This window comes from Providencia sp. 6390 (genome assembly GCF_058148425.1).
In genome coordinates, this window is sequence record NZ_JBYVYL010000006.1 from 108,952 (window position 1) to 133,535 (window position 24,584).

Here is a 24,584-nt window from a genome sequence, read left to right on the forward strand (position 1 = left end):
TTGACCCTTTAAATTAGATCTGACTAGCAAATATTGATATCCCCATCGACATAACGTGATGAGCATCACTCATTTCGTGAAATATAATTTTTTATTGCAAATGAAAAGTCTAATATCTCACACGTTAAGGGCTAGTCAGCCTCTCGGCTGAACAACAATAAATATCGTTAATACTCAAACGAAAATAATATATCATGAAAAAACAACTTCTCTGCGTCGCGGCAATCGCGTCTTTAGCTGGAACTGCTAATGCCGACGACTTTTTAGGCTATCAGAATGGTTTCGCGGATATCAATGTCAACTATCTAGACTGGTCTCACCGCACCGAAACTAAATCAGAAAACACCACACGTAAAAAAGACTTTGCTTATGTGGAATTAGAAGGCGGAGCTAACTTTAATTGGGGTGAGCTATACGGCTTTTTTGATGTGGAAAACCCATTCCATAAACGTCGTACTGAACCAGGTCGTAACCAACGCTATACCATCAAAACAACGGGACGATTCTATTTAGGTGATAGTGGCTTTAACGTCTATGGCCACGTGTATGGTACATGGTCAATGCCGGGCGCGAAATACGGCGGTAACTTCCATGAAGTCAACACTCTATATGGTTTAGGCTATAACACCTCATTTGGCGATCTGTGGTTTAAGCCTTTCGTCGCGATGCACTATGTCGATCAAACTTATTACTCAGGTAATAATGGTTATGTTGTAGGTTGGGTAGCGGGTTACGGCTTCAAAATGTTCGAAGAAAACTTCATGATCACCAACTGGCATGAAATGGAATTTGCACGCCATAAACGTTACGGGAACGGTGGACGTGATGGCGTGAACGGTGCACTGGCATTTTGGTGGAACGCAACACCAAATTTAGCAGCAGGTGTCCAATATCGTTATGCAGACAATAAATTAGGTGATGATTTTTATCAAGATGCAATCATTTATACATTAAAGTATACGTTCTAGGACGATATGTTTTATTGTAATAAAATCTAAAAACACTCTTTTATTTTCAATGAAATAACAATTTTTCTTAGTTATTCAGCCGATAAGGTAGTGCAAACTGCCTTATCGTTATAAAAAATCGTATTTTTACCTACCATTTTATTTAACATTTATATCAGTTTCTTCGTTTTTAACTCACTTTTGTATATATTTTTCCTTGATAAATGACAAAGATACTTTAAAATCCTTCCTGTTTTAGCAAAAAACACCTATAAACCAAGTAGAGTTTAACTTTTTCATCATAAGTTCTTCACATGTGATCATATTAACATAAAGAGCTAACAATCCGGTTTCTTTACCTTACAATTGTTTACACTCACATAACCTTACCGTAGAATGCCCCCACTGATGAAACGACAATTAGAATCTTTGTCATTTGGGGTCGTGGATGAGACTTATGAACTACAAAAAAAGCATTGGGGCAATCTCACTGGTTGCTGCTGCCTTACTACTAGGTGGCTGCGATATGGTGCTGATGGATCCTAAAGGCGCCGTCGGCGTTAAACAAAAAGAGCTGATTCTTATTGCAATCGGCTTAATGCTCGTTGTTGTGATCCCGGTAATTTTCATGGCAATTATCTTTGCTAGAAAATATCGTGAATCCAATAAAGCAGCAACCTACCGTCCTAACTGGGCTCACTCGAATAAAATTGAGTTAGTCTGCTGGACTGTTCCTATCATCATTATCATTATTCTGGGTGCTATCACTTGGAAAACGACTCATGAGCTTGATCCTTATAAGCCATTAGTCAGTGATCAGGAACCTGTCACCATTGAAGTTATTTCAGCTGACTGGAAATGGATATTCATCTATCCAGAGCAAGGTATCGCAACAGTTAACGAAATCGCATTCCCTACTGGTGTTCCAGTTAACTTCAAAATTACGTCTGATTCGGTGATGAACTCGTTTTTCATTCCATCTTTAGGTGGCCAAATCTACGCAATGGCAGGTATGCAAACTAAGCTTCACTTAATCGCTAATGAACCGGGTACCTATAAAGGCTTCTCTGCAAGCTATAGTGGTCACGGCTTCTCTGATATGAAGTTTAATGCGATTGCTACTGCTGATCGTCAAGGTTTTGATGAGTGGGTACAAAAGGTGAAAACTTCACCTAAAACAATGGATACCATGCAAGCTTTCGACGAAGTCGCGAAGCCTAGCACAAACGTTCCTGTTACCTACTTCTCTAGCGTGAAACCAAACCTGTATGACGACATCGTTCTCAAGTTTGGCCATGAGCACCATAAAGGTCACGCTCCTGTTGAGTCGAAAGATGAACATACAGGTCACACTATGAATATGGGCCATTCTGCTCATACTGGCGTTGAGGAATAAGGGCATGTTCGGAAAATTAACACTAGACGCAATTCCGCTCCATGAACCTATTATCGTTATCACACTGATTGCTATCGTTCTTGGCGGTTTAGCGCTGGTTGGTGCGATTACGTATTTTGGTAAATGGAAGTGGTTGTGGAAAGAATGGTTAACCTCTGTTGACCATAAAAAAATTGGTGTCATGTACATCATCGTAGCAATGGTCATGTTATTCCGTGGTTTTGCGGATGCCATCATGATGCGTGGTCAGCAAGTACTTGCTTCAGCTGGCCAAGAAGGGTTCTTAAACCCTCACCACTATGACCAAATCTTTACCGCGCACGGCGTTATCATGATTTTCTTCATGGCAACTCCATTCGTTGTTGGTCTGATGAACTTAGTTGTTCCTCTGCAAATTGGTGCTCGCGACGTTGCTTTCCCATTCCTTAACTCATTGAGCTTCTGGTTCTTTGTCGTGGGTGTTGTCCTAATCAACATCTCTTTAGGGGTGGGTGAATTCGCTCAAACAGGTTGGTTAGCTTATCCGCCATTATCTGGCTTGGAGTACAACCCCGGGGTCGGGGTGGATTATTGGATATGGAGTCTCCAGATATCCGGTATTGGTACTCTATTAACTGGTGTTAACTTTATTGCGACGATTATCCGTATGCGTGCACCGGGTATGTCGATGATGAAAATGCCAGTATTCAGCTGGGCAGCACTGTGTACTAACGTACTGATTGTTGCAGCGTTCCCTATCTTAACTGTGACTATCACCCTTCTGACTCTTGACCGTTATCTGGGCACCCATTTCTTCACTAACGATATGGGCGGCAACATGATGATGTACATCAACCTGATTTGGGCCTGGGGCCATCCAGAGGTGTATATCCTTGTTCTACCAGTCTTCGGTGTGTTCTCAGAAATTGCAGCGACCTTCTCCAAAAAACGTCTGTTTGGTTACACATCTTTAGTGTGGGCAACTATCGTTATTACCGTAATGTCCTTTATCGTTTGGTTGCACCACTTCTTTACGATGGGTTCAGGGGCGAATGTCAACGCCTTCTTTGGTATCGCTACGATGATCATCGCAATCCCTACAGGGGTTAAGATCTTCAACTGGCTATTCACCATGTACCAAGGTCGTATCGAATTTAAATCACCAATGCTGTGGACTATCGGCTTCATCATCACCTTCTCTGTGGGTGGTATGACAGGTGTTCTGCTAGCGGTTCCAGGCGCAAACTTCGTTCTGCATAACAGTCTATTCCTGATTGCTCACTTCCATAACGTTATCATTGGTGGTGTTGTATTCGGTTGTTTTGCAGGTATGACTTACTGGTTCCCGAAAGCATACGGCTTTACACTGAATGAGAAATGGGGTGTTCGTGCCTTCTGGTTCTGGATCACCGGTTTCTTCTTAGCATTTATGCCGTTGTACATTCTTGGCTTCATGGGTATGACTCGTCGTTTAAGCCAAAACATTGACCCTACATACCATACAATGTTAGTTGCTGCTGCTTGTGGTGCTGCATTGATCGCTATCGGTATTGCATGTCAAGTTATCCAAATCATTGTCAGTATCCGTGACCGCCATGAAAACCGCGATTTAACCGGTGACCCATGGGGTGGACGTACACTGGAGTGGGCAACTTCTTCTCCACCACCATTCTATAACTTCGCGATTGAGCCAAACATTCAAACTCGCGATGCGTGGTGGGATATGAAAGAAAAAGGAACTGCTCATAAGAAACCGACTTCATATGAAGAAATTCATATGCCAAAAAATACAGGCGCAGGCGTGATTATCGCGGCATTCAGCTTGATTTTAGGTTTCGCGATGATCTGGCACATCTGGTGGCTAGCAATCGTTGGTTTCGGTGGCATGATTGTTACTTGGATTGCAAAAAGCTTCGACGAAGATGTTGATTACTACGTACCTGTTGCTGAAATCGAGGAAATTGAGAATAAGCACTTTGAAGACCTACGTAAGGCAGGTGTGAACGATGTCAACTAATACAATGACTCATCAAAATTCAGCCCATGCAGAGCATGGGCACCATGATGCAGGCGGAACTAAAGTATTTGGTTTCTGGCTCTACATTATGAGTGACTTGATCCTGTTTGCCTGTTTATTTGCAACCTATGTTGTATTGGCTGACGGAACTGCTGGCGGTCCTGAAGGTAAAGATATCTTCAGTCTGAAGTTCGTTTTAGGTGAAACCTTCCTGCTATTGGTCAGTAGTATCACCTATGGCTTCGCAATGATCGCGATGTATAAAGGGAAAATTGCTGGCGTCAATTTATGGCTGTTCGCAACCTTCTTATGTGGTCTTGGCTTCGTTACTATGGAAGTCTATGAGTTCCACGAGCTGATTGCTGAAGGTTTTGGCCCTGATCGTAGCGGTTTCTTGTCTGGTTTCTTTGCTTTAGTTGCAACACACGGTTTGCACGTAACGGCAGGTCTGATTTGGATCGTTATCATGATGATCCAAGTAACACGTCGTGGTCTGACTGACGTGAACAAAACACGTCTAAGCTGCCTAAGCTTGTTCTGGCACTTCTTAGATGTTGTTTGGATCTGTGTATTTACCGTTGTTTATCTTCTGGGGGCTATTTAAATGAGTCATGCAAAAGATGCTCACACTGGAGCAAGCCACGGTAGCGTAAAAACATACATGATTGGTTTTATACTGTCGATTATCTTGACAGTGATCCCTTTCTGGATGGTGATGGAAGGCACAGCTTCACAAGCAGCTATCCTTTGGACAGTTGTTGGTATGGCTGTTGTGCAGATCCTCGTACATTTGGTATGCTTCCTGCACATGAATACTTCATCAGATGAGCGCTGGAACCTGGTAGCATTCCTGTTCACTTTGCTAATCATCGGTATCGTTGTCGTTGGCTCTCTGTGGATTATGTACAACCTGAACATCAATATGATGCTCGACTAAAGAGTTGCCGATATGTTTAAGCAATACCTGCAAGTGACCAAGCCAGGAATTATTTTCGGAAATTTAATTTCTGTGATCGGCGGTTTTCTACTGGCCTCAAAAGGCACAATTGATTACCCGCTGTTTATTGCGACTTTGCTGGGTGTATCACTGGTCGTGGCTTCTGGTTGTGTTTTTAACAACTATATCGACCGTGATATCGACCGTATCATGGAAAGAACGAAGAATCGCCCTTTAGTTAAAGGGCTGATTGACCCGAAAATTAGCCTGATTTACGCCGCGGCATTAGGTATTACTGGCATGCTGCTACTTCTAGTAGCAGCCAATGCTCTGGCAATGCTCCTTGCGGTAATTGGTTTCATCGTTTATGTAGGTATTTACAGCCTATATATGAAACGTAAGTCAGTCTATGGCACGCTAATTGGCAGTTTATCAGGCGCAGCGCCACCGGTTATCGGTTACTGCGCGGTCACAAACGAGTTTGATACAGGTGCACTTATCCTGTTGTTAATCTTCAGTTTGTGGCAGATGCCGCATTCGTATGCCATCGCGATTTTCCGTTTTAAAGACTATAAAGCAGCAAACATTCCTGTTTTGCCAGTCATTAAGGGGATCTCTGTCGCTAAGACACACATCTTCTTATACATATTGGCATTTATGGTTGCCACACTGATGTTAGCTATCAGTGGATACGCAGGTTATAAATACCTCGTAGTTGGTGCTGCGGTCAGTCTTTGGTGGCTTGGCATGGCAATTTCTGGGTTTAAAACCGAAAATGATGACCGTGTTTGGGCTCGTAAGCTGTTTATCTTCTCTATCGTTGCGATCACCTCATTGAGCGTAATGATGTCAGTTGATCCAACAGTTTCAACCGATACTGTTATAGCTTTGGTCAGATAACTTCTAACCAAATTAATTCTAACGGCAGGCTAACCCTGCCGTTTTTATTTACACTAATTAGCCTACCCTACTGAATAACTTTTATGTTTTAATAACTAGCTATGCATCGCTAAAATATCTAGATAAATAAAGCCTTTCTGACTATCAAATAATTATCTACTCTAAATAATTCGGGGTTCAGCTAGGCAACTACTCCCTAGCCCCATGAGTGATGATGTGAATAGCGTTTGCAATTAAAGAGATCACAGCTACAGCTTGATATTTCACGAGTAGAATACTCTAAATAATTCGAGTTGTAGCAAGGCGGCAAGTGAAACTAATCCCTAGGAGCATAGAAAACTATGTGACTAGGGTTAGTAAGCGAAGCCAACACAGCTACAGCTTGATATTTCACGAGTAGAATACTCTAAATAATTCGAGTTGTAGCAAGGCGGCAAGTGAAGCTAATCCCTAGGAGCATAGAAAACTATGTGACTAGGGTTAGTGAGCGAAGCCAACACAGCTACAGCTTGAAGTATGACGAGTATTTATGAATGACAATAAAATGACTCCTAGTGAACTCCGTGCTACTTGGGGGTTAGGCTCTGTTTTTTCCCTACGAATGCTAGGGATGTTTATGGTATTACCCATCTTGACCAGTTATGGCATCCATTTAAAAGGTTCTACTGAGTTTTTAGTGGGTTTAGCTATTGGTATTTATGGATTAAGCCAAGCCATTTTCCAAATACCATTTGGGCTAATGTCAGATAAAATTGGCCGTAAGCCACTAATTGTATTCGGGCTAATCATTTTCATTATTGGTAGCGTGCTTGCTGCCCTAAGCGATTCTATCTGGGGGATCATTATTGGTCGTGCTTTGCAAGGTGCTGGTGCAATCTCAGCAGCATTAATGGCACTATTATCCGATTTGACCAGAGAGCAAAACCGTACCAAAGCCATGGCATTTTTAGGTATTAGTTTTGGTGTAACCTTTGCTATTGCTTTAGTTCTAGGCCCTATTATTACCCATTGGGTTGGTTTAAGCGGACTGTTTTGGGGGATCACTCTACTGGCTGGTGGGGCTATCGTCGTCACTCTATTTGTCGTACCTAATAGCCATAACCATGTCACTAATCGTGAATCCGCATTTGTAAAAGGCAACCTACGAGCTGTTTTGACAAACCCACAGTTACTAAAACTCAATTTTGGTATATTAAGCTTACATACATTATTAATGTCTAGCTTTGTTGCTTTACCTTTGATCATGGAAAAAGCAGGCTACTTAGCAAAAGATCATTGGAAAGCTTACCTAGTCACTATGTTAGTCGCATTTGTTTCCGTACTACCTTTTATTATTTACGCTGAAAAACAGCGTAAAATGAAACAAGTATTTATTTTTTGCATTACCCTAATCGCATTGGCTGAAATCACTTTGTGGCTATCAGGGAGCCATTTGTGGGTGATATTTGTTGGACTACAACTCTTTTTCGTTGCATTTAATATTATGGAGGCCATTCTTCCTTCATTGATCAGTAAAGAAGCACCTGCTGGTTATAAAGGAACGGCAATGGGTGTTTATTCCACCAGCCAATTTATTGGTGTTGCGATCGGAGGAATATTGGGTGGCTGGCTGTATGATGTTGATGGTGCCGCAGCTGTATTTATTGGTGGATTATTATTAACAGCAATATGGTTTATTGTTAGCTTAACCATGCAACAACCGCCTTATGTCAGTAGTATACGTCTTGTATTACCTCATCGATTCAAAAATATTCACAAGCTACAACAGGCATTGTCATCACAGCCAGGGGTACTTGAAGTTCTAATTATTGCTGAAGAAATGGCAGTGTATGTCAAAGTAGATAGAAAGATAACCTCTCGAGAACAGCTTGAGTCGATTATTCATCACGAAGAGTGATGTAAATACCCGCAACAGCCAGTGCTGCGGGTAACTAACCCATTAGTCGCGGAAGTTGTTAAATTGGAATGGTTGCCCTAAATCACTTGAGCGTACTAATGCCATCACAGATTGCAAATCATCGCGCGATTTTCCAGTTACACGCACTTGTTCACCTTGGATCTGCGCCTGAACTTTCAATTTGCTATCTTTGATTGCCTTCACAATTTTCTTCGCTATCGCAGCTTCGATGCCTTGTTTTAAGGTGACTTCAACACTATAGGTTTTGCCACTGTGAACAATATCATCAGGAACATTCAATACTGCCCCATCAATACCACGTTTAGACATTTTTTCTCTTAAAATATCCAGTAATTGTAGAACCTGAAAGTCAGACTCACTGGTTACCTTGATAGATTCATTTTTGTCATTTAGCTCAAAGCTAGCGGCCACATTTTTAAAGTCCCAACGGCTAGTTAATTCACGCTCGGCATTTTCAACCGCATTACGGACTTCATTCATTTCTACTTCAGATACAATATCAAATGATGGCATGGTTAAGACCTCCTGATAATCAATGTGATGCATGATAGCTGCTTTCTATTGATAGCAAAAGTACTATACTGGAAATCTACATTCGTCACTGCCTTTAGGAGGAATATGAAAATAACGCTTATTGGCTGTGGTGCCATTGGCAAGCTATGGCTCGCGGCCCTGACCCAACAAGGCCATGAGGCTCAAGGCTGGCTGCGTATAGCCCAATCAGACTTATTTGTTGATGTTAATGAGCCTGATGGCCAGGTTTTTCGTGAATTGCTCCCTTGCAACAATCTTAATCACCTGCATCATAGCGAGCTAATTATTGTCTGCTTAAAGGCATGGCAAGTGTCAGATGCGCTACTTCCTTTGCTTCATAATATACCAGAAACCTGCCCTATTTTATTACTGCATAATGGGATGGGTACATTAGATGAATTAAGGCCTTTACGTCAGCCATTTTTATCTGGCGTCACAACCCATGCGGCTTGGCAAAAAAATAATCAAGTATTCCATGTCGCTAATGGTATAACCCATATCGGTGCCGTTAATTCAATTGCTGAAAATTGTTATCATATCGCTGATATTCTGCATGCGGCCTTACCTGATGTCGCGTGGCACAACGATATCTTAGCGACTTGTTGGCAAAAACTTGCTGCAAACTGCGTAATTAACCCACTGACGATTATTCATGATTGTAAAAATGGTGAATTGGTTAACCATAGAGGCCAAATTAATTTGTTAATTGATGAAATTTGCCAAGTGATGGATGTAGAAGGATTACATACAGACAAAATGCAACTCACTGATTACATTTATGGCATTATCAATAATACCGCAGATAATTATTCATCTATGTTACAGGACATTCGTAACAAACGGCGTACTGAGATCGACTACATTACAGGTTATCTGATTAAACAAGCTCGAGCACATGGGCTGCATACACCAGAAAATGATCGCCTATATCATCTAATTAAACAAAGAGAAGAGAAAAATGACGGCTTCCGTACTAATATGCATCGCCAATGGTAGTGAAGAGATAGAAACAGTGACCACTGCCGATCTTTTAGTTAGAGCAGGGATCACTGTCACCCTTGCAAGCGTTACTGATGATGGTTCGCTTGCAATCATCGCATCAAGGGGGATCAAGCTGGTTGCTGATACTCCTCTGATTAAAGTTGCCGATGAGCCATTTGATGCAATCGTCCTGCCGGGAGGGATTGGTGGTGCCGAAACCTTTAGAGATAGCCCACTGGTGGTTGAAAAAGTCAGAAGAATGCATTTAGATGGAAAAATTGTTGCAGCCATCTGCGCCGCCCCTGCCCTTGTTTTGGAATACCATCAATTATTTCCCATCGGCAATATGACGGGCTATCCAAGCACTCGAGAACAAATCGCAGCCAACAAATGGGTTGATAAGCGAGTCTATTTTGATGAGCGAGTCAATCTACTGACCAGCCAAGGGCCAGCAACCACCTTCGATTTTGCCTTAAAATTAATTGAATTACTGGTTGGTCGTGATATCGCGGGCGAAGTTGCATCCCAATTAATTTTACCTAATGGGATTAATGATTATTTAGAACAACAATAGCAAAAGCCGAAACAGCATAGCTGGTTCGGCTTTTACCTTTTCGAAAACAAACGCTTACGGACGATAGACTTTTACATTACTAAAGCCTTGCTCTTGCAAATAAAGCGCCTGTAAACGGCTCATCACACCACGATCACAATACAGTAAGTAGGTTTTCTCTTTTGGTAGTGAGCCAAACTGCGTACCAAGACGATAGAATGGAATGTGTTTAATTTCAATTCCATCAATCGAGAGCGGTTTGTCTTCGTGCTCATCAGGAGAACGAATATCTAAGATCACTTCATTTTCCGCTGAAAGTTCACTCACCATTTCAACTTCAGCTACTTGCTCGCGGCTTTCTTGCGCTATCTGGCGGATATCTATATTTTGTGATTGTTCAACCACTGAGTCTAAAATACTGAAATCAAAGTTGGCTTCTTCCGCTTCGATACGCGCTTTAATGGCTTTAACGGTAGGGCTTTTCGAAATCACACCACAATATTCAGGCATGGTTTTCGCGAAGTCTTCAGTACCAATTTGACGCGCTAACTTGATGATATGTTCTTTGTCATGAGAAATCAGCGGACGCAGCACTAATGTATCAGAAGCATTGTCGATCAAACGCAGGTTAGTTAAGGTTTGGCTCGATACCTGCCCTAATGCCTCACCAGTGACTATCGCTTGAACACCATAACGCTCGGCCACTTTTGATGCCGCACGTACCATCATACGTTTCAAAACAACACCCATTTGACCGTCATCTACTTTTTCTAGGATCTCAGCCACAACCGGTTCGAAGTTAACCGCAATAAAGCGTACCTTGTGTGAGCTACCAAAACGGTTCCACAAATAATGTGCGATTTGTTTAACACCGATTTCATGGGCTGCGCCACCTAAGTTAAAGAAGCAGTAATGCACTCGGCAACCACGACGCATTAACATATAGCTAGAAACGCCGGAGTCAAAGCCCCCTGAAATAAGAGACAATACATCTTCTTGTGTACCAATAGGGAAGCCACCGATACCCTCGTAACGTGCTTTCACGAGGATCAGATTTTCATCTTCAATTTCCAAATGTACTGTGGTGTCAGGATCCGTTAACTTCACTTTTGCTGAAGCGATGTGTTGGTTTAAGCCACCACCAATATAACGTTCTGCCTCAATCGAAGTAAATTCGTGTTTCCCTCTGCGTTTTACGCGCACACAAAAGGTTTTGTTTTCTAGCGATGCACCATAAGCCTCATGAGCCATTTCATAAATATGATGTAGGCTTGTAAACGGTTTTTCTTCAACTTCTAAAATATGGTGAATACCAGGAATGCGTGTCAGCATGTCACAGATTTCGTCGTGCTTTGTTTCCCCTTTAACACGCACTTCAATGTTATCCCAATGGCGAACAACCGCGATTTCTTCACCAAGCGGTTTAAGCACATTGCGAATATTGCTAGTTAGGATCTTGATAAAACGTAACCTAACTGTCTGGCTTTTAATGGTAATTTCTGGAAATAACTTAATGATAAACTTCATAATAGCTGCATGTTAATGTTGTAGGGGCAAATGAACGTATTGAAAGTGACACACGCACAGGTTACCAATTGTCAATAAAGAAGCGTATTATAGCACTATCTTGCGGGTTGAATCTAAAAACACCAATAATAAATTGTATCCACCGCAAGACTAAGTTAGTCTGCTGAATTAATAAAACACCCTGAACAAATGATTGAACACGTGCGGTTAAAGAAATATGGCTAAAGAAAAACCTCAACAAGTACCAGTAGTTAGCTTTGAAAATTCACTTAAAGAGCTTGAGGAAATTGTTTCTCGCCTTGAGTCTGGCTCGCTACCACTTGAAGATGCGCTCAATGAATTTGAACGTGGCATCCAAATCGCTAAACAAGGACAGAAAGTTCTACAACAGGCTGAACAACGTGTTCAGATCCTACTGAGCGATGATGAAAACAAAGCACTTGATGATTTTTCACCAGATACCGAATAAACTATGTCTGAACAACATTCTAATAGCTTCGCAGTACAACAACAGCAAGCGTATGAGCGGGTTAATCAATATTTATTGCATGCCTTAGATGCACTTCCATTCTCTGATTTACCCCTTGCAGCAGCGATGAAACATGGTGCCCTTCTGGGTGGCAAGCGCTTGCGTCCATTTTTGACCTATACTGTAGGCGAAATGCTTGGCGTAAGCCGTCATAATCTTGATGCTCCTGCAAGCGCCGTTGAATGCATTCATGCTTACTCGCTGATCCATGACGACCTTCCAGCCATGGACGATGATGATCTACGTCGCGGGCAGCCAACTTGCCATATCAAATTCGGAGAAGGAAATGCCATTCTTGCAGGTGATGCACTGCAAACATTAGCATTCCAATTATTGTCATCCGGTGAAATGCCTGATGTAGCAGATAAAGATAGAATTGCCATGTTAGCTGAACTTGCTTATGCAAGTGGTCTAGCGGGTATGTGTGGTGGGCAAGCGTTAGATCTCGAAGCTGAAGGAAAACATGTTGATTTAGTTTCACTGGAACGTATTCATCAACATAAAACAGGTGCTCTAATACGTGCAGCCATTCGTATGGGAGCCTACTCAGCTGGAGCAAAAGGTCATCAAATCTTACCTGAGCTAGATAAGTATGCAGAAGCTATCGGCCTTGCATTTCAGGTACAAGATGACATTTTAGATGTCATTGGCGACAGTGAAGTGACAGGTAAACGCCAAGGTTCAGATGCAGAACATGAGAAAAGCACTTATCCATCATTACTAGGTCTTGAAGCTGCTCAAGAAAAAGCTCGCGAACTGTATTATACTGCGCTAGAAGCATTAAAAACGATTGAAGTTCAAGGCTATAATACGCAAACCTTAGTCGCGCTAGCCAATTTCATTATCGAACGCAAAAGCTAATGCTATATAAAGTCACTTTACATTCTGACGCGGAATGATAAAAGTGGCATAATGGATATATACTCTAAATAATTCAAGGTGCAGATAGGCGACAAGCGAAAATAGACCGGGAGCATAGATAAACAATGTGCATCGGCGAGCGTAACGTAGCCACTTATACCTCAACGAAAAGCCCTGCAACTTGAAGTATGACGAGTATATCAGTGTGCTAGATTGACTGGCGTCATGCACTTATGTGATTCACATCACCATTTTGTGATAACGGAATAACACACTAGTTGTACAAATAGTACTGTGGATAATATAGATTTTGCTTGCAAATAACGATTCCACCTAATGTGTATACTCTAAATAGTTCGAGGCATAGCGAGTCGGCAAATGAAGATCCACCATGCTTTAATATAAGCTTTGCAATTTGAAGTATGACGAGAACCAATTTATTAACAATTATAAATAGTAGTGAGCCCCTAATGAGTATTGATATCGCTAAGTATCCAACACTAGCGCTGGCAGAAACACCAGAAGAGCTACGTTTACTGCCAAAAGAGAGCTTGCCTAAGCTATGTGATGAACTGAGGCAGTTTTTACTTAGTAGTGTTGGTCGATCTAGCGGTCATTTTGCCTCTGGTTTAGGCGCGGTTGAACTTACCGTTGCATTACATTATGTCTATAAAACACCTTTCGATAACTTAGTTTGGGATGTCGGCCATCAAGCCTATCCACATAAAATTTTGACCGGTCGTCGTGATCGTATTGATACCATTCGTCAAAAAAATGGGTTACATCCTTTCCCATGGCGTGAAGAAAGTGAATATGATGTATTGAGTGTTGGTCACTCATCAACTTCAATCAGTGCTGGCCTAGGTATGGCAATCGCCGCTGAAAAAGAAGATAAAAGCCGTAAAACAGTGTGTGTTATTGGTGATGGTGCTATCACCGCTGGGATGGCATTCGAAGCAATGAACCATGCTGGTGATGTTGCTCCTGATATGTTAGTTGTCCTGAATGACAATGAGATGTCAATTTCTGAGAATGTTGGTGCACTCAATAACCATCTGGCACATCTACTTTCAGGCAAGTTGTATACCACGTTACGTGAAAGTGGCAAAAAAGTGTTCTCTAATATGCCGCCAATTAAAGAGCTGCTCAAAAAAACCGAAGAACATATCAAAGGTATGGTCGTCCCTGGCACTATGTTTGAAGAGTTGGGCTTTAATTACATTGGCCCTGTTGATGGTCATGATGTGATCGCGCTTGTGCAAACACTAAAAAATATGCGTGATCTAAAAGGCCCTCAATTTTTACATATCATGACCAAAAAAGGTCGTGGTTATGAGCCGGCAGAAAAAGATCCTATTAGCTGGCACGCTGTTCCTAAGTTTGATCCAAGCACCTTTACCTTGCCAAAAAGCAAAGAGACTGGCCCCACTTATTCGAAGATCTTTGGTGATTGGTTGTGCGATGAAGCACAAAATGATGATAAGTTGATGGCAATCACCCCAGCAATGCGCGAAGGGTCAGGAATGGTACGATTTTCAAGAGAGTACCCTGGGCAGTATTTTGATGTTGCAATCGCTGAGCAACATGCAGTGACGTTTGCCGCAGGATTAGCGATTGGCGGGTACAACCCAATCGTGGCTATCTATTCAACGTTCTTACAACGTGGTTATGATCAAGTGATACATGACGTGGCAATCCAAAAAGTGCCTGTATTATTTGCGATCGATCGTGCTGGTATTGTCGGTGCTGATGGTCAAACCCACCAAGGATCATTCGACCTGTCTTATCTGCGTTGTATTCCAACACTTGTTATCATGACACCGAGTGATGAAAATGAGTGTCGCCAAATGCTACATACTGGTTATCACTATAAAGATGGACCAAGTGCTGTACGTTACCCTCGTGGTACAGGTACAGGTGCTGAATTACAGCCTTTAGCGCCATTGCCTATTGGTAAAGGTATTGTTCGCCGCCACGGTGAAAAAATTGCCATCTTATGTTTTGGTACATTACTCAGCCATGCACTTGTTGCAGCCGAAAAACTCAATGCAACTGTCGTTGATATGCGGTTTGTTAAACCACTTGATGAAGCATTGATTTTAGAAATGGCTAATAGCCACGATATATTAGTGACTTTAGAAGAGAATGCCATTATGGGCGGTGCTGGTAGCGGCGTTAATGAGCTCCTGATGCATCAACGTAAAATTTTGCCTATATTGAACCTAGGGCTGCCTGACTACTTTATTTCACAAGGTAGTCAACAAGAATTGCTCGCAGATTTAGGCCTTGATAGCGATGGCATAATCAAAGCGATTGAAGAGTATCAACAGAAAGCCTAATCCGTAAAATAGCAGGTGTTGCAACAATTCAATGCCTGCTGCTCTTCTTTCTTTTTTCTTCGTGTAATTTTTAAGATCATAGGTAGGATCAATTTAAATGAAATTTCTTTTAAAAGGATCTTGCTTTTACCTCAAATAAAGTTCAGTATATTTTTAATACTTAATTGCCCTCATAAGAATTTCTGTCAATATTGACAAAAGCATCCCGTATTTTTACAGGATATACGCCTCATTTTATTTTAGCTGCCTTTTGGCAGCTTTCTTTTGCCTAACAGAAAGCTTTATTCTTTTTAATTCAAACAATTATAGATAATCTTTTTTAAGCCAATACTCATTGATTTCATCCTGAAAAAATGACTTTAATTATATTTTCTCAGCTTAATTCTTAATAAATAGATATTAATTTTATATTATAGATAATCGAAAAATATCACTGTCTGATGACAAATATTCCATAAAAAAGCCCACATCAGTGACTGATGCAGGCATTTCTAATAATATTATTTTGAATATTTAACTATTCACACTTTCCAACACAAAATGATCAAACCCTTTCAAGTTCACATCCACTGCTTGATTATCATGATAGTAGCGGATCCCTTCCGATTGAGGTTTGATCTGCCCAATACAGGTAAAAGTAGAGCCAGTGTGCGCCAATGCCATTTCTAAAGCACCACGATTAATTTCAGGGATCGTGAAACAAAGTTCATAATCTTCACCGCCACTGAGCGACCACATACGAGCTTGATCCTTAGAGCTATTCTGTTGCAGTGCTTCTGACAATGGTAGTGCATCTAAGTTGATATGCGCCCCACAACCACTGGCTTTGAGTATGTGGTTAAGATCAGAAATCAATCCATCCGAAATATCAATCGCCGAAGAGGCTAAGTTACGCAGGGCTTGCCCTTGTAAAATACGTGGTTGAGGCCGTAAATGACGACCGATTAACCATGACTTTTGTTCTTGGTTGGCTACGTCTAAACGCCCTTGTAACAATGCTAAACCCGCAGCGCTGTCACCAAGCGTTCCTGTCACATATATCCAATCACCGTTGCGAGCACCTGCTCTGGATAAGGCTTTCCCTGTAGGTACAAACCCATGCACCGTATAAGTTAAACTCATAGGCCCACGTGTAGTATCACCACCAATTAATTGCATTCCATAATAGTTAATTTGTTCAAATAAACTATCACTGAATTGCTCTAACCAGTCAGGATCAACGCTAGGTAGCGTGATCGCTAAGGAAACCCATGCTGGGTCAGCACCCATCGCAGCGAGATCGCTTAAATTAGAAGCTAATGATTTATAGGCAAGATCTGCCGGTGAAATTTCAGGGAGGAAATGAATACCAGAAACTAAAGTATCTGTGCTCACAGCAAGTTGCTGTTTTTCCGGGATAGTCATCAATGCACAGTCATCACCAATACCGATGTTTACATCACGTCGGTTAGTTTTTTGACGATTAAAATAACGCGCGATGAGGTCAAATTCGCCATATGACATGGTAGGTTTTCCGTTTTCGCTATACTTAAGAACTTCACTAGTGACAGTTCCCCGTCCTAGTAGGACGAGGTTTCCCACTTCTCAGGCTGCTGCTGATATAACGCAGTCTTATACTCGTCATACTTCAAGTGGCAGCACCTTTCGTTAAGGTATAAGTGACTACGCTCACTCGCACCAGTCACATACTTTTGTATGCTCCTAGCGGCTCCTTCACTTATCGCCTAGCTACACCTCGAATTATTTAGAGTATATACAGGCCGTCATGGGCAATAACGACGTGTCTCGCCGCATTGGTTTATTTTAAAACATGAAGCCTTCAGCTTCAAAGCCTTATCTTTCCGCCCTACTGGCTGAGAATTTACGGCGAATCCCGCTATAAAATAGGCACAAAGGTAGACTGAAATACAGTCTACCTAATGATTACTGTCGTATTATTACAGGAGGGAACCCTGAGCAATTTTATTTTTTACGGCGAACAGCAGGAGCAGCCTTATCAAGAACACCATTAACGAATTTATGACTATCCTCTGCGCCAAATACTTTAGCCAGTTCGATACCTTCGTTAATCGCAACTTTATAAGGTACATCTTCACGGAAGCTCAGTTCATACATAGCAACACGTAAAATCGCTTTCTCTACCTGCCCCAACTCTTCGAGTTGACGAGATAAGAAAGGTGCCATTAGTTGGTCAAGTTTTATAGCGTTGTTTGCTACGCCTGACAACAGTTCACGAAAATAAATTACGTCAACGTCAGACATGTCCTGTTCAGCAATAAACTCATGTTCTACATCAGAAACATTATTGCCAGATAATTGCCATGAATAGATGGCCTGTACAGCACACTCACGAGCGCGGCGACGAGCAGCAGGTTTCACAAGATTCCCCTTAAATAAAAACTAAATCAGCCTTTTACAGCTTTAAGTACATTAATCATTTCTAATGCAGTCAATGCAGCTTCAGCGCCTTTGTTACCCGCTTTTGTACCAGCACGCTCAATCGCTTGCTCAATATTTTCAGTGGTTAGGACACCAAAAGTTACAGGCACTTCACTGTTCATTGCTACGTGAGAAAGCCCTGAGCTACATTCACCAGCAACAAATTCAAAGTGAGCCGTTCCACCACGGATCACCGTACCTAAAGCGATAACTGCATCATATTTTTTCGTTTCAGCTAATGCTTTGACTGTTAATGGCAGTTCATAAGCACCTGGCACCCACACAACAGTGATGTTGTCTTGAGAAACTTGGCCGATACGTTCTAACGCATCAACTGCACCTTCCAGCAGACTATCATTAATGAAGTTGTTAAAACGAGCAATTGCAATGGCGACACGCGCTTGTGGCGCGGCAACAACACCTTTAATTATGTTCATAGCCTTCCTTTCACATTAATTATAACCCGCGGGGCGCGGATTTTATCACATTCTTTCACTAACCGCGTGGTTGAATTTCAGCAAAATAATAAAAAACTTCAATTACCACACAGGACGTAACCTAACACGCAAGTCATCACCGACTTTCTGTACATCTGTAAATTCAAATTTTGGTGCATCGGATAAATGAGCAAGCGCAGGGAAATTCACCAAGCCACGTGCCGTATCACCTAATAATTTAGGTGCAATATACACAATCAGCTCATCGACTAAACCAAGCTTTAATAATGAACCAGCTAATATTGGACCTGCTTCAACCCAAATGCTGTTCACATTCCGTTTAGCCAATTGCATCATTAAAATGACCAAATCAATACCGTTATCATCAGCAGGGATCGAGAGTTGTTCAACATGGCCTTGCCAAACCACATCAGCCTCTGTTTTTGGGCGAACCAACCAACACTCCCCCTCTAATTGAGTGACTTTGTGCTGGGTAGTAACTCTATTATGGTTATCTAAAACGATACGAATTGGTTGACGCAATGTGTTTTCAGGGTAAGTGGCTTGAATATCGGCAGGAAGTTCACTCCAACGAACGGTCAATGACGGATCATCGGCTAGCACAGTACTGCTTGTACTTAAAATAGCACTTGCTTGTGCTCGCAATACTTGAACGTCTTGCCTAGCTGCTGCCGAGGTGATCCATTTGCTTTCCCCTGACTGTAAAGCCGTTTTACCATCAAGTGAAGCTGCAAGCTTTAATTGGATGTAAGGGAATGCCGTACGCATGCGTTTTAAAAAACCACGATTCAATGCTTCGGCCTGCTCCATTAATACGCCACTGGATGTTTCGATTCCGGCCTTAGACAGCATGTATAGACCTCGACCCGCCACTTGAGGATTAGGATCTTGCATTGCCGCAACAACACGACTAACCCCTGCGTTAATCAACGCTTCCGCGCAAGGCGGCGTGCGCCCGTGATGGCTACAAGGCTCTAACGTCACATAAGCCGTTGCCCCTTTGGCTTTTTCACCTGCCATTCGCAGTGCATGCACTTCTGCGTGCGCTTCACCTGCTTTTTGGTGATAACCTTCACCCACTATTTCGCCGTTATTGACAATAACACAACCAACGTTTGGATTTGGGGAGGTGGTAAAGCGACCTTTTTCAGCGAGTTCTAAGGCGCGAGCCATATAGATACGATCTTGTTCAATCATCATTTAATCCTGCAATTTAGCGATCTCTTCACCAAACTCACGTATGTCTTCGAAGCTACGATACACTGAAGCAAACCGGATATAAGCGACTTTATCCAGTTTTTTCAGCTCATCCATCACTAAATTACCAATTTGTTTAGAAGGAATTTCCCTTTCACCTGTTGCACGCAATTTTGATTTGATGGAGATAATCGCTTGTTCAACAGCATCTGCGCTAACCGGTCGTTTTTCTAATGCTTTTTGCATACCGCGGCTGAGTTTTTCTTCATCAAAAGGTTCACGTACTTCATCACTTTTAATTACCCGTGGCATAACAAGTTCCGCCACTTCAAAGGTGGTGAAGCGTTCATGACAAACGAGGCATTGACGACGCCTGCGTACTTGAGAGCCTTCTCCAACTAGACGCGAGTCAATTACTTTCGTATCTACAGCTGAGCAAAATGGGCAATGCATAGTGTTTCCTGATTTTATTTCGGGTAAACAGTGTAACCCAGAGCTTAATAAAAAACACCCCGCAAGGCTGTACATTTGAAGCCTAACGGGGTGTTTTGATTTTGTATTTTACTTTTCAGTAAACTAGAAAGATTGCTTTAATGCTTAACTTAAGCCATCTACCATGGTGAAAACACTATTATGGTAATAAAGACTCTTGGTCAGCGCCTTCTTTCTCAACCTTCGGCGGAAGCAAATGCTCACGTTTCATACCCATCTTCAGTGCTAATGCAGAAGCAACATAGATAGATGAAATGGTACCGATAGTCACACCAATTAACATAACGAGAGAGAAACCTTCTAACATCGCGCCACCAAAGATATACAGCATCAGAACTACCAATAATGTTGTTGCTGATGTCATAATGGTACGGCTTAATGTCTGGGTCAAAGAGACGTTCATAATTTCGTATGGCGTGCCACGACGAATTTTACGGAAGTTCTCACGAATACGGTCAGATACCACGATACTGTCGTTGAGTGAGTAACCAATGACTGACATCAACGATGCCACAATGGTCATATCTATCTCAATGTGGAAGAGAGATAAAATACCTAACGTAATCACAACGTCATGCGCAAGAGCCAATACTGCCCCCGCAGCAAGACGCCATTCGAAGCGGAAACCAACGTAAATCAAGATACAGATCAGTGCAGTTAACAGAGCTAACGCACCTGTTTGAGCAAGCTCAGCACCAACACTTGGGCCAACAAACTCAATACGCTTCACTGTCGCTTGTTCATCAACGTTTTTATTGATGATGGTAATGATCTCTTTACCGACTTCTTGACCAGCAGCCCCTTCAATTGGAGGCAAACGGATCATGATGTCACGGCTGCTGCCAAAGTTTTGGATTAAAGGGTCTTTGTGTTGTGAATTAGACAAACTCTCACGAATTTTGTCTAAATCCGCAGGCTGACTTAGGTTGATTTCTATAACAGTACCACCAGTGAAATCAAGCCCCCAGTTGAAGCCCTTAACCCCAATAATCGCAATCGATGCGATCAGCAATACAATAGAAATACCAAAGGCAACGTTGTCCCAGCGCATAAAGTCATAAACTTTACGGCCATAGTTCAATTGTTCAACAGTATAATCCTGTGCCACAACGTGCTCCTTAAATTGACAGCTTGTTGACACGTTTACCGCCATATAGCAGGTTCACGATCGCACGTGTACCAATAATAGCTGTAAACATAGAGGTGGCGACACCGATAGCTGTCGTAATTGCAAAGCCTTTGATTGATCCCGTACCTACCGCGTACAGAATAATTGCCGTGATCAATGTTGTTAGGTTTGCATCGATAATACTTGAGAAGGCGCCTTTATAACCTTCATGAATCGCTTGCTGGACAGAACGCCCATTGCGTAGCTCTTCTTTGATACGTTCGTTGATCAAAACGTTAGCATCGACGGCGACCGCAAGGGTTAACACAATACCCGCAATACCAGGCATGGTTAACGTTGCTCCTGGCAGCAAGGACATCACACCAACAATCATAATCAAGTTTGCAAACAGGGCCGTACTCGCAATCAAACCAAATTTACGATAGTAAATAATCATAAACAGGATTGAAGCTAATAGACCTGCTAAACACGCTTTCAAACCTTGCTCGATATTTTGCAAACCAAGAGTTGGACCGATGGTACGCTCTTCGACGATTTGAATTGGCGCAATCAGCGCACCTGCACGCAGCAGTAATGATAACTGACGAGCTTCGTTTGGATCATTAATACCAGTAATACGGAATTGGCTACCAAAACGTGCTGAAATATTGGCAGCATTGATGACTTTCTCATCTTTGACCAAAATTGCACGGCCTTCAGCATCTTTCTTACCACTGTCTTTATATTCAACAAACAGTGTTGCCATCAGTTTACCCTGATTATCACGAGTAAAATCAGACATGATAGAGCCGCCCGCACTATCTAGACCAATGCTAACTTGTGGAGCACCGTTTTCGTCACCGCCAGATGTTGAGTCTGTAATATGATCACCAGTTAAAATAATGCGCTTATACAGTACGTAAGGCACACCGTTACGATCATACTTAACTTCAGAATCACCCGGTACACGGCCACTTTCAGCCGCCGATGGGTCAACGCTTTGGTTGACTAAACGGAATTCCAATGTTGCTGTCGCACCAAGAATTTCTTTAGCACGCGCAGTATCTTGAATACCTGGTAACTCAACAACAATACGCTCCGCGCCTTGGCGTTGAACGAGTGGTTCAGCAACACCTAATTGGTTTACACGGTTACGAATAATCGTAATGTTTTGAGATACAGCGTAGTTACGAGCCTCACGTAGACGCTCATCCGTCATTACCGCAGTCATGGTATTGTCGCTACCATCTGAAAACACTAAATCTTGGAATTTACGCGCCAGTGTTTTCTCTGCTAGGCTACGATCATCAGCGTTACGGAAACGAACTTCAACGCTGTAATTGTCGCCTTTACGGATAGATGAGTACGGAATACCTGCTTGGCGCAAGTCATTGCGTATACCATCCATGTTTTGTTCCTGCAACTTACCTAATGCAGTATCCATGTCCACTTCCATCAGGAAGTGCACCCCACCACGCAAGTCAAGACCAAGTTTCATTGGCTCACCACCGACGGCTTCTAACCATTTCGGCGTTGCAGGTGCAAGGTTTAATGCAACAACATATTGATCACCTAACGCGCTGACCAGTGCTTCACGGGCGCGTAATTGGATATCCGAGTTGTTGAATCGGGCAAGAACAGCCCCGTTCTCCAGAGCAACAGATTTGCTTTGGATATTGTCTTTTTCTAACGTTTTTTGGACTTGGATCAGCGTTTGTTCATTGGCGGCGGTTCCCCGCACGCCAGTGATCTGAACAGCCGGATCCTCACCATATAGGTTTGGAAGCGCATAAAGCAGACCGATGAGGATCGCAGCGATCAGCATCAGATACTTCCACAAAGGATAACGGTTTAGCACGGCAGTTCCCTTCGGGAAAATCAGAAATTAAATAGCTTTCATTGTGCCTTTAGGTAAAACAGCAGCAACGAAATCACGTTTGATGGTTACTTCAGTGTTCTCACTCAGCTCAAGAACAACATAACCTGTTTCAGAAACTTTGGTTACACGTCCAATCAAACCGCCGGTCGTTAAAACTTCATCACCCTTAGTGATTGATTCCATCAGTTTACGGTGCTCTTTAGCACGTTTTTGCTGTGGACGCAGGATCATGAAATAGAAGATCAGGGCGAAAACGACAAGCATGATAACCATCGTGTACGGGCTGCCCTGTGCTGGAGCGCCTGCAGATGCCGCTGCTTCAGAAATAAAAAAACTCATTCAACTTTCCTCATTGTTATTGAACGCAATTTAAAACATAAGTACAGCCAAGCCTGCTATGCTACACAGGTTCAGACTATTTCGCACTTAAATTCATTCCATATTTAACGAAGGTTGGGTTTTACCAATCTTCTGATAGAAATCTTGAGCGAACTCGTCGAAGTTCCCTTCTTCAATCGCCCGACGAATACCCGCCATTAAACGTTGATAATAACGTAAATTATGAATGGTATTTAGCCTTGCGCCAAGAATTTCATTACAACGATCCAGATGATGCAAATAAGCACGACTATAATGACGGCAAGTATAGCAATCACACTCTGAATCGAGTGGTGCGGTATCCGATTTATATTTCGCATTGCGAATTTTTACCACGCCAGAAGTGACAAATAAATGCCCATTGCGCGCATTTCGAGTTGGCATCACACAATCGAACATGTCGATACCGCGACGCACACCTTCAACGAGATCTTCAGGCTTACCAACCCCCATTAAATAACGAGGTTTATCCGCCGGTATTTGCGGGCAGACATGTTCTAAAATACGGTGCATATCGTCTTTTGGCTCGCCAACAGCCAAGCCGCCTACAGCGTACCCATCAAAGCCGATTTCCACCAGCCCCTTAACAGAAATATCGCGTAAATCTTCGTAAACACTGCCTTGGATGATACCAAATAACGCGTTTTTATTGTTTAACTCATCAAAACGTTGACGACTACGTGCAGCCCAACGTAAAGACATTTCCATTGATGTTTTTGCGTAATCCCAATCAGCAGGATATGGCGTACATTCGTCAAAAATCATCACAATATCAGAACCGAGATCGTACTGGATCTCCATTGATTTTTCAGGACTTAAGAAGATTTTTTCACCGTTAATTGGGTTACGGAAATGGACACCTTCTTCTTTAATCTTACGCATAGCGCCAAGACTAAAGACTTGGAAACCACCTGAATCGGTTAAAATCGGCCCTTGCCATTGCATAAAATCATGTAAATCACCATGTAATTTCATGATTTCTTGCCCTGGACGCAGCCACAAGTGGAAAGTGTTACCCAGTAAGATCTGTGCACCTGTTTCTTTAACTTCTTCAGGTGTCATCCCTTTAACGGTTCCATAAGTCCCAACAGGCATAAATGCAGGTGTTTCAACAACACCACGATCAAAAATCAAACGACCACGACGTGCTTTACCATCAGTGGTTTGTAATTCATATTTCACTATTATGTCTCCTAGCATCAGAAAAACAGTCCG

23 protein-coding genes are annotated in these 24,584 nt (G+C 42.3%); 12 read left to right on the top strand and 11 right to left on the bottom strand.

Annotated elements, in window-relative coordinates; all coding sequences use genetic code 11:
- Nucleotides 1–194 precede the first annotated feature (194 nt).
- From AC3Z9T_RS13920 to AC3Z9T_RS13950, 7 genes are all read left to right on the top strand, one after another.
- On the top strand, nucleotides 195–968 hold the full coding sequence (locus AC3Z9T_RS13920) for a nucleoside-specific channel-forming Tsx family protein (RefSeq protein ID WP_490126712.1): 774 nt from the start codon (nucleotides 195–197) through the stop codon (nucleotides 966–968).
- A 427-nt stretch (nucleotides 969–1,395) separates the two neighbouring features.
- Nucleotides 1,396–2,343, top strand: a complete 948-nt coding sequence (gene cyoA / locus AC3Z9T_RS13925; RefSeq protein ID WP_490126713.1) for a cytochrome o ubiquinol oxidase subunit II — start codon at nucleotides 1,396–1,398, stop codon at nucleotides 2,341–2,343.
- A 4-nt stretch (nucleotides 2,344–2,347) separates the two neighbouring features.
- Entirely contained in the window at nucleotides 2,348–4,339 is a 1,992-nt protein-coding gene (cyoB, locus tag AC3Z9T_RS13930) for a cytochrome o ubiquinol oxidase subunit I (protein ID WP_490126714.1), read from the top strand.
- The gene (locus AC3Z9T_RS13935; protein ID WP_490126715.1) at nucleotides 4,329–4,943 is read left to right on the top strand and encodes a cytochrome o ubiquinol oxidase subunit III; all 615 of its coding nucleotides are present in this window, start codon (nucleotides 4,329–4,331) and stop codon (nucleotides 4,941–4,943) included. Before cyoB ends, AC3Z9T_RS13935 begins: the two co-directional genes overlap by 11 nt.
- Complete coding sequence (locus tag AC3Z9T_RS13940) at nucleotides 4,944–5,276, top strand: cytochrome o ubiquinol oxidase subunit IV (RefSeq protein ID WP_490126716.1); 333 nt, start codon at nucleotides 4,944–4,946, stop codon at nucleotides 5,274–5,276.
- Between the two features lie 12 nt (nucleotides 5,277–5,288).
- Entirely contained in the window at nucleotides 5,289–6,176 is an 888-nt protein-coding gene (gene cyoE / locus AC3Z9T_RS13945; protein ID WP_490126717.1) for a heme o synthase, read from the top strand.
- Between the two features lie 529 nt (nucleotides 6,177–6,705).
- The gene (locus AC3Z9T_RS13950) at nucleotides 6,706–8,073 is read left to right on the top strand and encodes an MFS transporter (RefSeq protein ID WP_490126718.1); all 1,368 of its coding nucleotides are present in this window, start codon (nucleotides 6,706–6,708) and stop codon (nucleotides 8,071–8,073) included.
- Between the two features lie 42 nt (nucleotides 8,074–8,115).
- Here AC3Z9T_RS13950 and AC3Z9T_RS13955 read toward each other — a convergent pair whose 3' ends face one another.
- A complete protein-coding gene (locus AC3Z9T_RS13955; protein ID WP_490126849.1) occupies nucleotides 8,116–8,607 on the bottom strand; it encodes a YajQ family cyclic di-GMP-binding protein in 492 nt (163 codons plus the stop codon).
- A 105-nt stretch (nucleotides 8,608–8,712) separates the two neighbouring features.
- On the opposite strand from AC3Z9T_RS13955, the gene panE reads away from it, so the two are divergent.
- Together panE and yajL are read left to right on the top strand one after the other, a co-directional pair.
- Nucleotides 8,713–9,624, top strand: a complete 912-nt coding sequence (panE, locus tag AC3Z9T_RS13960) for a 2-dehydropantoate 2-reductase (protein WP_490126719.1) — start codon at nucleotides 8,713–8,715, stop codon at nucleotides 9,622–9,624.
- Nucleotides 9,587–10,183, top strand: coding sequence for a protein deglycase YajL (yajL, locus tag AC3Z9T_RS13965; RefSeq protein WP_490126720.1), 597 nt, complete (start codon nucleotides 9,587–9,589; stop codon nucleotides 10,181–10,183). The genes panE and yajL overlap by 38 nt, the downstream gene beginning before the upstream one ends.
- Nucleotides 10,184–10,237: 54 nt before the next feature.
- On the opposite strand, the gene thiI is transcribed toward yajL, so the two are convergent.
- Entirely contained in the window at nucleotides 10,238–11,689 is a 1,452-nt protein-coding gene (gene thiI / locus AC3Z9T_RS13970; protein ID WP_490126721.1) for a tRNA uracil 4-sulfurtransferase ThiI, read from the bottom strand.
- A gap of 217 nt (nucleotides 11,690–11,906) precedes the next feature.
- Here thiI and xseB point away from each other — a divergent pair, with 217 nt between their 5' ends.
- The 3 genes from xseB (at nucleotide 11,907) to dxs (ending at nucleotide 15,418) form a co-directional block, all read left to right on the top strand.
- Nucleotides 11,907–12,158 carry an exodeoxyribonuclease VII small subunit gene (gene xseB, locus AC3Z9T_RS13975; protein WP_070926795.1) on the top strand — a complete coding sequence of 84 codons (252 nt, stop codon included), beginning with the start codon at nucleotides 11,907–11,909 and terminating at the stop codon, nucleotides 12,156–12,158.
- Nucleotides 12,159–12,161: 3 nt separating this feature from the next.
- The gene (gene ispA, locus AC3Z9T_RS13980) at nucleotides 12,162–13,079 is read left to right on the top strand and encodes a (2E,6E)-farnesyl diphosphate synthase (RefSeq protein WP_490126722.1); all 918 of its coding nucleotides are present in this window, start codon (nucleotides 12,162–12,164) and stop codon (nucleotides 13,077–13,079) included.
- A gap of 470 nt (nucleotides 13,080–13,549) precedes the next feature.
- On the top strand, nucleotides 13,550–15,418 hold the full coding sequence (dxs, locus tag AC3Z9T_RS13985; protein WP_490126723.1) for a 1-deoxy-D-xylulose-5-phosphate synthase: 1,869 nt from the start codon (nucleotides 13,550–13,552) through the stop codon (nucleotides 15,416–15,418).
- A 513-nt stretch (nucleotides 15,419–15,931) separates the two neighbouring features.
- Here dxs and thiL read toward each other — a convergent pair.
- From thiL to tgt, 9 genes are all read right to left on the bottom strand, one after another.
- Nucleotides 15,932–16,921 (bottom strand): thiamine-phosphate kinase, encoded by a 990-nt coding sequence (gene thiL / locus AC3Z9T_RS13990; RefSeq protein ID WP_490126724.1) that lies wholly within the window; start codon nucleotides 16,919–16,921, stop codon nucleotides 15,932–15,934.
- A gap of 459 nt (nucleotides 16,922–17,380) precedes the next feature.
- Nucleotides 17,381–17,797 carry a transcription antitermination factor NusB gene (gene nusB / locus AC3Z9T_RS13995; protein ID WP_490126725.1) on the bottom strand — a complete coding sequence of 139 codons (417 nt, stop codon included), beginning with the start codon at nucleotides 17,795–17,797 and terminating at the stop codon, nucleotides 17,381–17,383.
- A gap of 26 nt (nucleotides 17,798–17,823) precedes the next feature.
- Complete coding sequence (gene ribH, locus AC3Z9T_RS14000) at nucleotides 17,824–18,294, bottom strand: 6,7-dimethyl-8-ribityllumazine synthase (RefSeq protein ID WP_490126726.1); 471 nt, start codon at nucleotides 18,292–18,294, stop codon at nucleotides 17,824–17,826.
- A 102-nt stretch (nucleotides 18,295–18,396) separates the two neighbouring features.
- A complete protein-coding gene (gene ribD / locus AC3Z9T_RS14005; RefSeq protein ID WP_490126850.1) occupies nucleotides 18,397–19,512 on the bottom strand; it encodes a bifunctional diaminohydroxyphosphoribosylaminopyrimidine deaminase/5-amino-6-(5-phosphoribosylamino)uracil reductase RibD in 1,116 nt (371 codons plus the stop codon).
- Between the two features lie 3 nt (nucleotides 19,513–19,515).
- Nucleotides 19,516–19,965, bottom strand: a complete 450-nt coding sequence (gene nrdR, locus AC3Z9T_RS14010; RefSeq protein ID WP_490126727.1) for a transcriptional regulator NrdR — start codon at nucleotides 19,963–19,965, stop codon at nucleotides 19,516–19,518.
- A gap of 178 nt (nucleotides 19,966–20,143) precedes the next feature.
- Nucleotides 20,144–21,112: a protein translocase subunit SecF gene (gene secF / locus AC3Z9T_RS14015; protein WP_490126728.1), complete on the bottom strand. Its 969-nt coding sequence runs from the start codon at nucleotides 21,110–21,112 to the stop codon at nucleotides 20,144–20,146.
- A 10-nt stretch (nucleotides 21,113–21,122) separates the two neighbouring features.
- Nucleotides 21,123–22,970: a protein translocase subunit SecD gene (gene secD / locus AC3Z9T_RS14020; protein ID WP_490126729.1), complete on the bottom strand. Its 1,848-nt coding sequence runs from the start codon at nucleotides 22,968–22,970 to the stop codon at nucleotides 21,123–21,125.
- Nucleotides 22,971–22,997: 27 nt separating this feature from the next.
- Nucleotides 22,998–23,330, bottom strand: a complete 333-nt coding sequence (gene yajC, locus AC3Z9T_RS14025; RefSeq protein WP_004905542.1) for a preprotein translocase subunit YajC — start codon at nucleotides 23,328–23,330, stop codon at nucleotides 22,998–23,000.
- A gap of 93 nt (nucleotides 23,331–23,423) precedes the next feature.
- A complete protein-coding gene (gene tgt / locus AC3Z9T_RS14030; RefSeq protein ID WP_490126730.1) occupies nucleotides 23,424–24,551 on the bottom strand; it encodes a tRNA guanosine(34) transglycosylase Tgt in 1,128 nt (375 codons plus the stop codon).
- Nucleotides 24,552–24,584 lie beyond the last annotated feature (33 nt).

Excerpts from the sequence above, each read along its gene's own strand:
- AC3Z9T_RS13920 (WP_490126712.1), top strand. The coding sequence starts at position 195 with ATGAAAAAACAACTTCTCTGCGTCGCGGCAATCGCGTCTTTAGCTGGA.
- cyoA (WP_490126713.1), top strand. The coding sequence starts at position 1,396 with ATGAGACTTATGAACTACAAAAAAAGCATTGGGGCAATCTCACTGGTT.
- cyoB (WP_490126714.1), top strand. The coding sequence starts at position 2,348 with ATGTTCGGAAAATTAACACTAGACGCAATTCCGCTCCATGAACCTATT.
- AC3Z9T_RS13935 (WP_490126715.1), top strand. The coding sequence starts at position 4,329 with ATGTCAACTAATACAATGACTCATCAAAATTCAGCCCATGCAGAGCAT.
- AC3Z9T_RS13940 (WP_490126716.1), top strand. The coding sequence starts at position 4,944 with ATGAGTCATGCAAAAGATGCTCACACTGGAGCAAGCCACGGTAGCGTA.
- cyoE (WP_490126717.1), top strand. The coding sequence starts at position 5,289 with ATGTTTAAGCAATACCTGCAAGTGACCAAGCCAGGAATTATTTTCGGA.
- AC3Z9T_RS13950 (WP_490126718.1), top strand. The coding sequence starts at position 6,706 with ATGAATGACAATAAAATGACTCCTAGTGAACTCCGTGCTACTTGGGGG.
- AC3Z9T_RS13955 (WP_490126849.1), bottom strand. The coding sequence starts at position 8,607 with ATGCCATCATTTGATATTGTATCTGAAGTAGAAATGAATGAAGTCCGT.
- panE (WP_490126719.1), top strand. The coding sequence starts at position 8,713 with ATGAAAATAACGCTTATTGGCTGTGGTGCCATTGGCAAGCTATGGCTC.
- yajL (WP_490126720.1), top strand. The coding sequence starts at position 9,587 with ATGACGGCTTCCGTACTAATATGCATCGCCAATGGTAGTGAAGAGATA.
- thiI (WP_490126721.1), bottom strand. The coding sequence starts at position 11,689 with ATGAAGTTTATCATTAAGTTATTTCCAGAAATTACCATTAAAAGCCAG.
- xseB (WP_070926795.1), top strand. The coding sequence starts at position 11,907 with ATGGCTAAAGAAAAACCTCAACAAGTACCAGTAGTTAGCTTTGAAAAT.
- ispA (WP_490126722.1), top strand. The coding sequence starts at position 12,162 with ATGTCTGAACAACATTCTAATAGCTTCGCAGTACAACAACAGCAAGCG.
- dxs (WP_490126723.1), top strand. The coding sequence starts at position 13,550 with ATGAGTATTGATATCGCTAAGTATCCAACACTAGCGCTGGCAGAAACA.
- thiL (WP_490126724.1), bottom strand. The coding sequence starts at position 16,921 with ATGTCATATGGCGAATTTGACCTCATCGCGCGTTATTTTAATCGTCAA.
- ribH (WP_490126726.1), bottom strand. The coding sequence starts at position 18,294 with ATGAACATAATTAAAGGTGTTGTTGCCGCGCCACAAGCGCGTGTCGCC.
- ribD (WP_490126850.1), bottom strand. The coding sequence starts at position 19,512 with ATGATTGAACAAGATCGTATCTATATGGCTCGCGCCTTAGAACTCGCT.
- nrdR (WP_490126727.1), bottom strand. The coding sequence starts at position 19,965 with ATGCATTGCCCATTTTGCTCAGCTGTAGATACGAAAGTAATTGACTCG.
- yajC (WP_004905542.1), bottom strand. The coding sequence starts at position 23,330 with ATGAGTTTTTTTATTTCTGAAGCAGCGGCATCTGCAGGCGCTCCAGCA.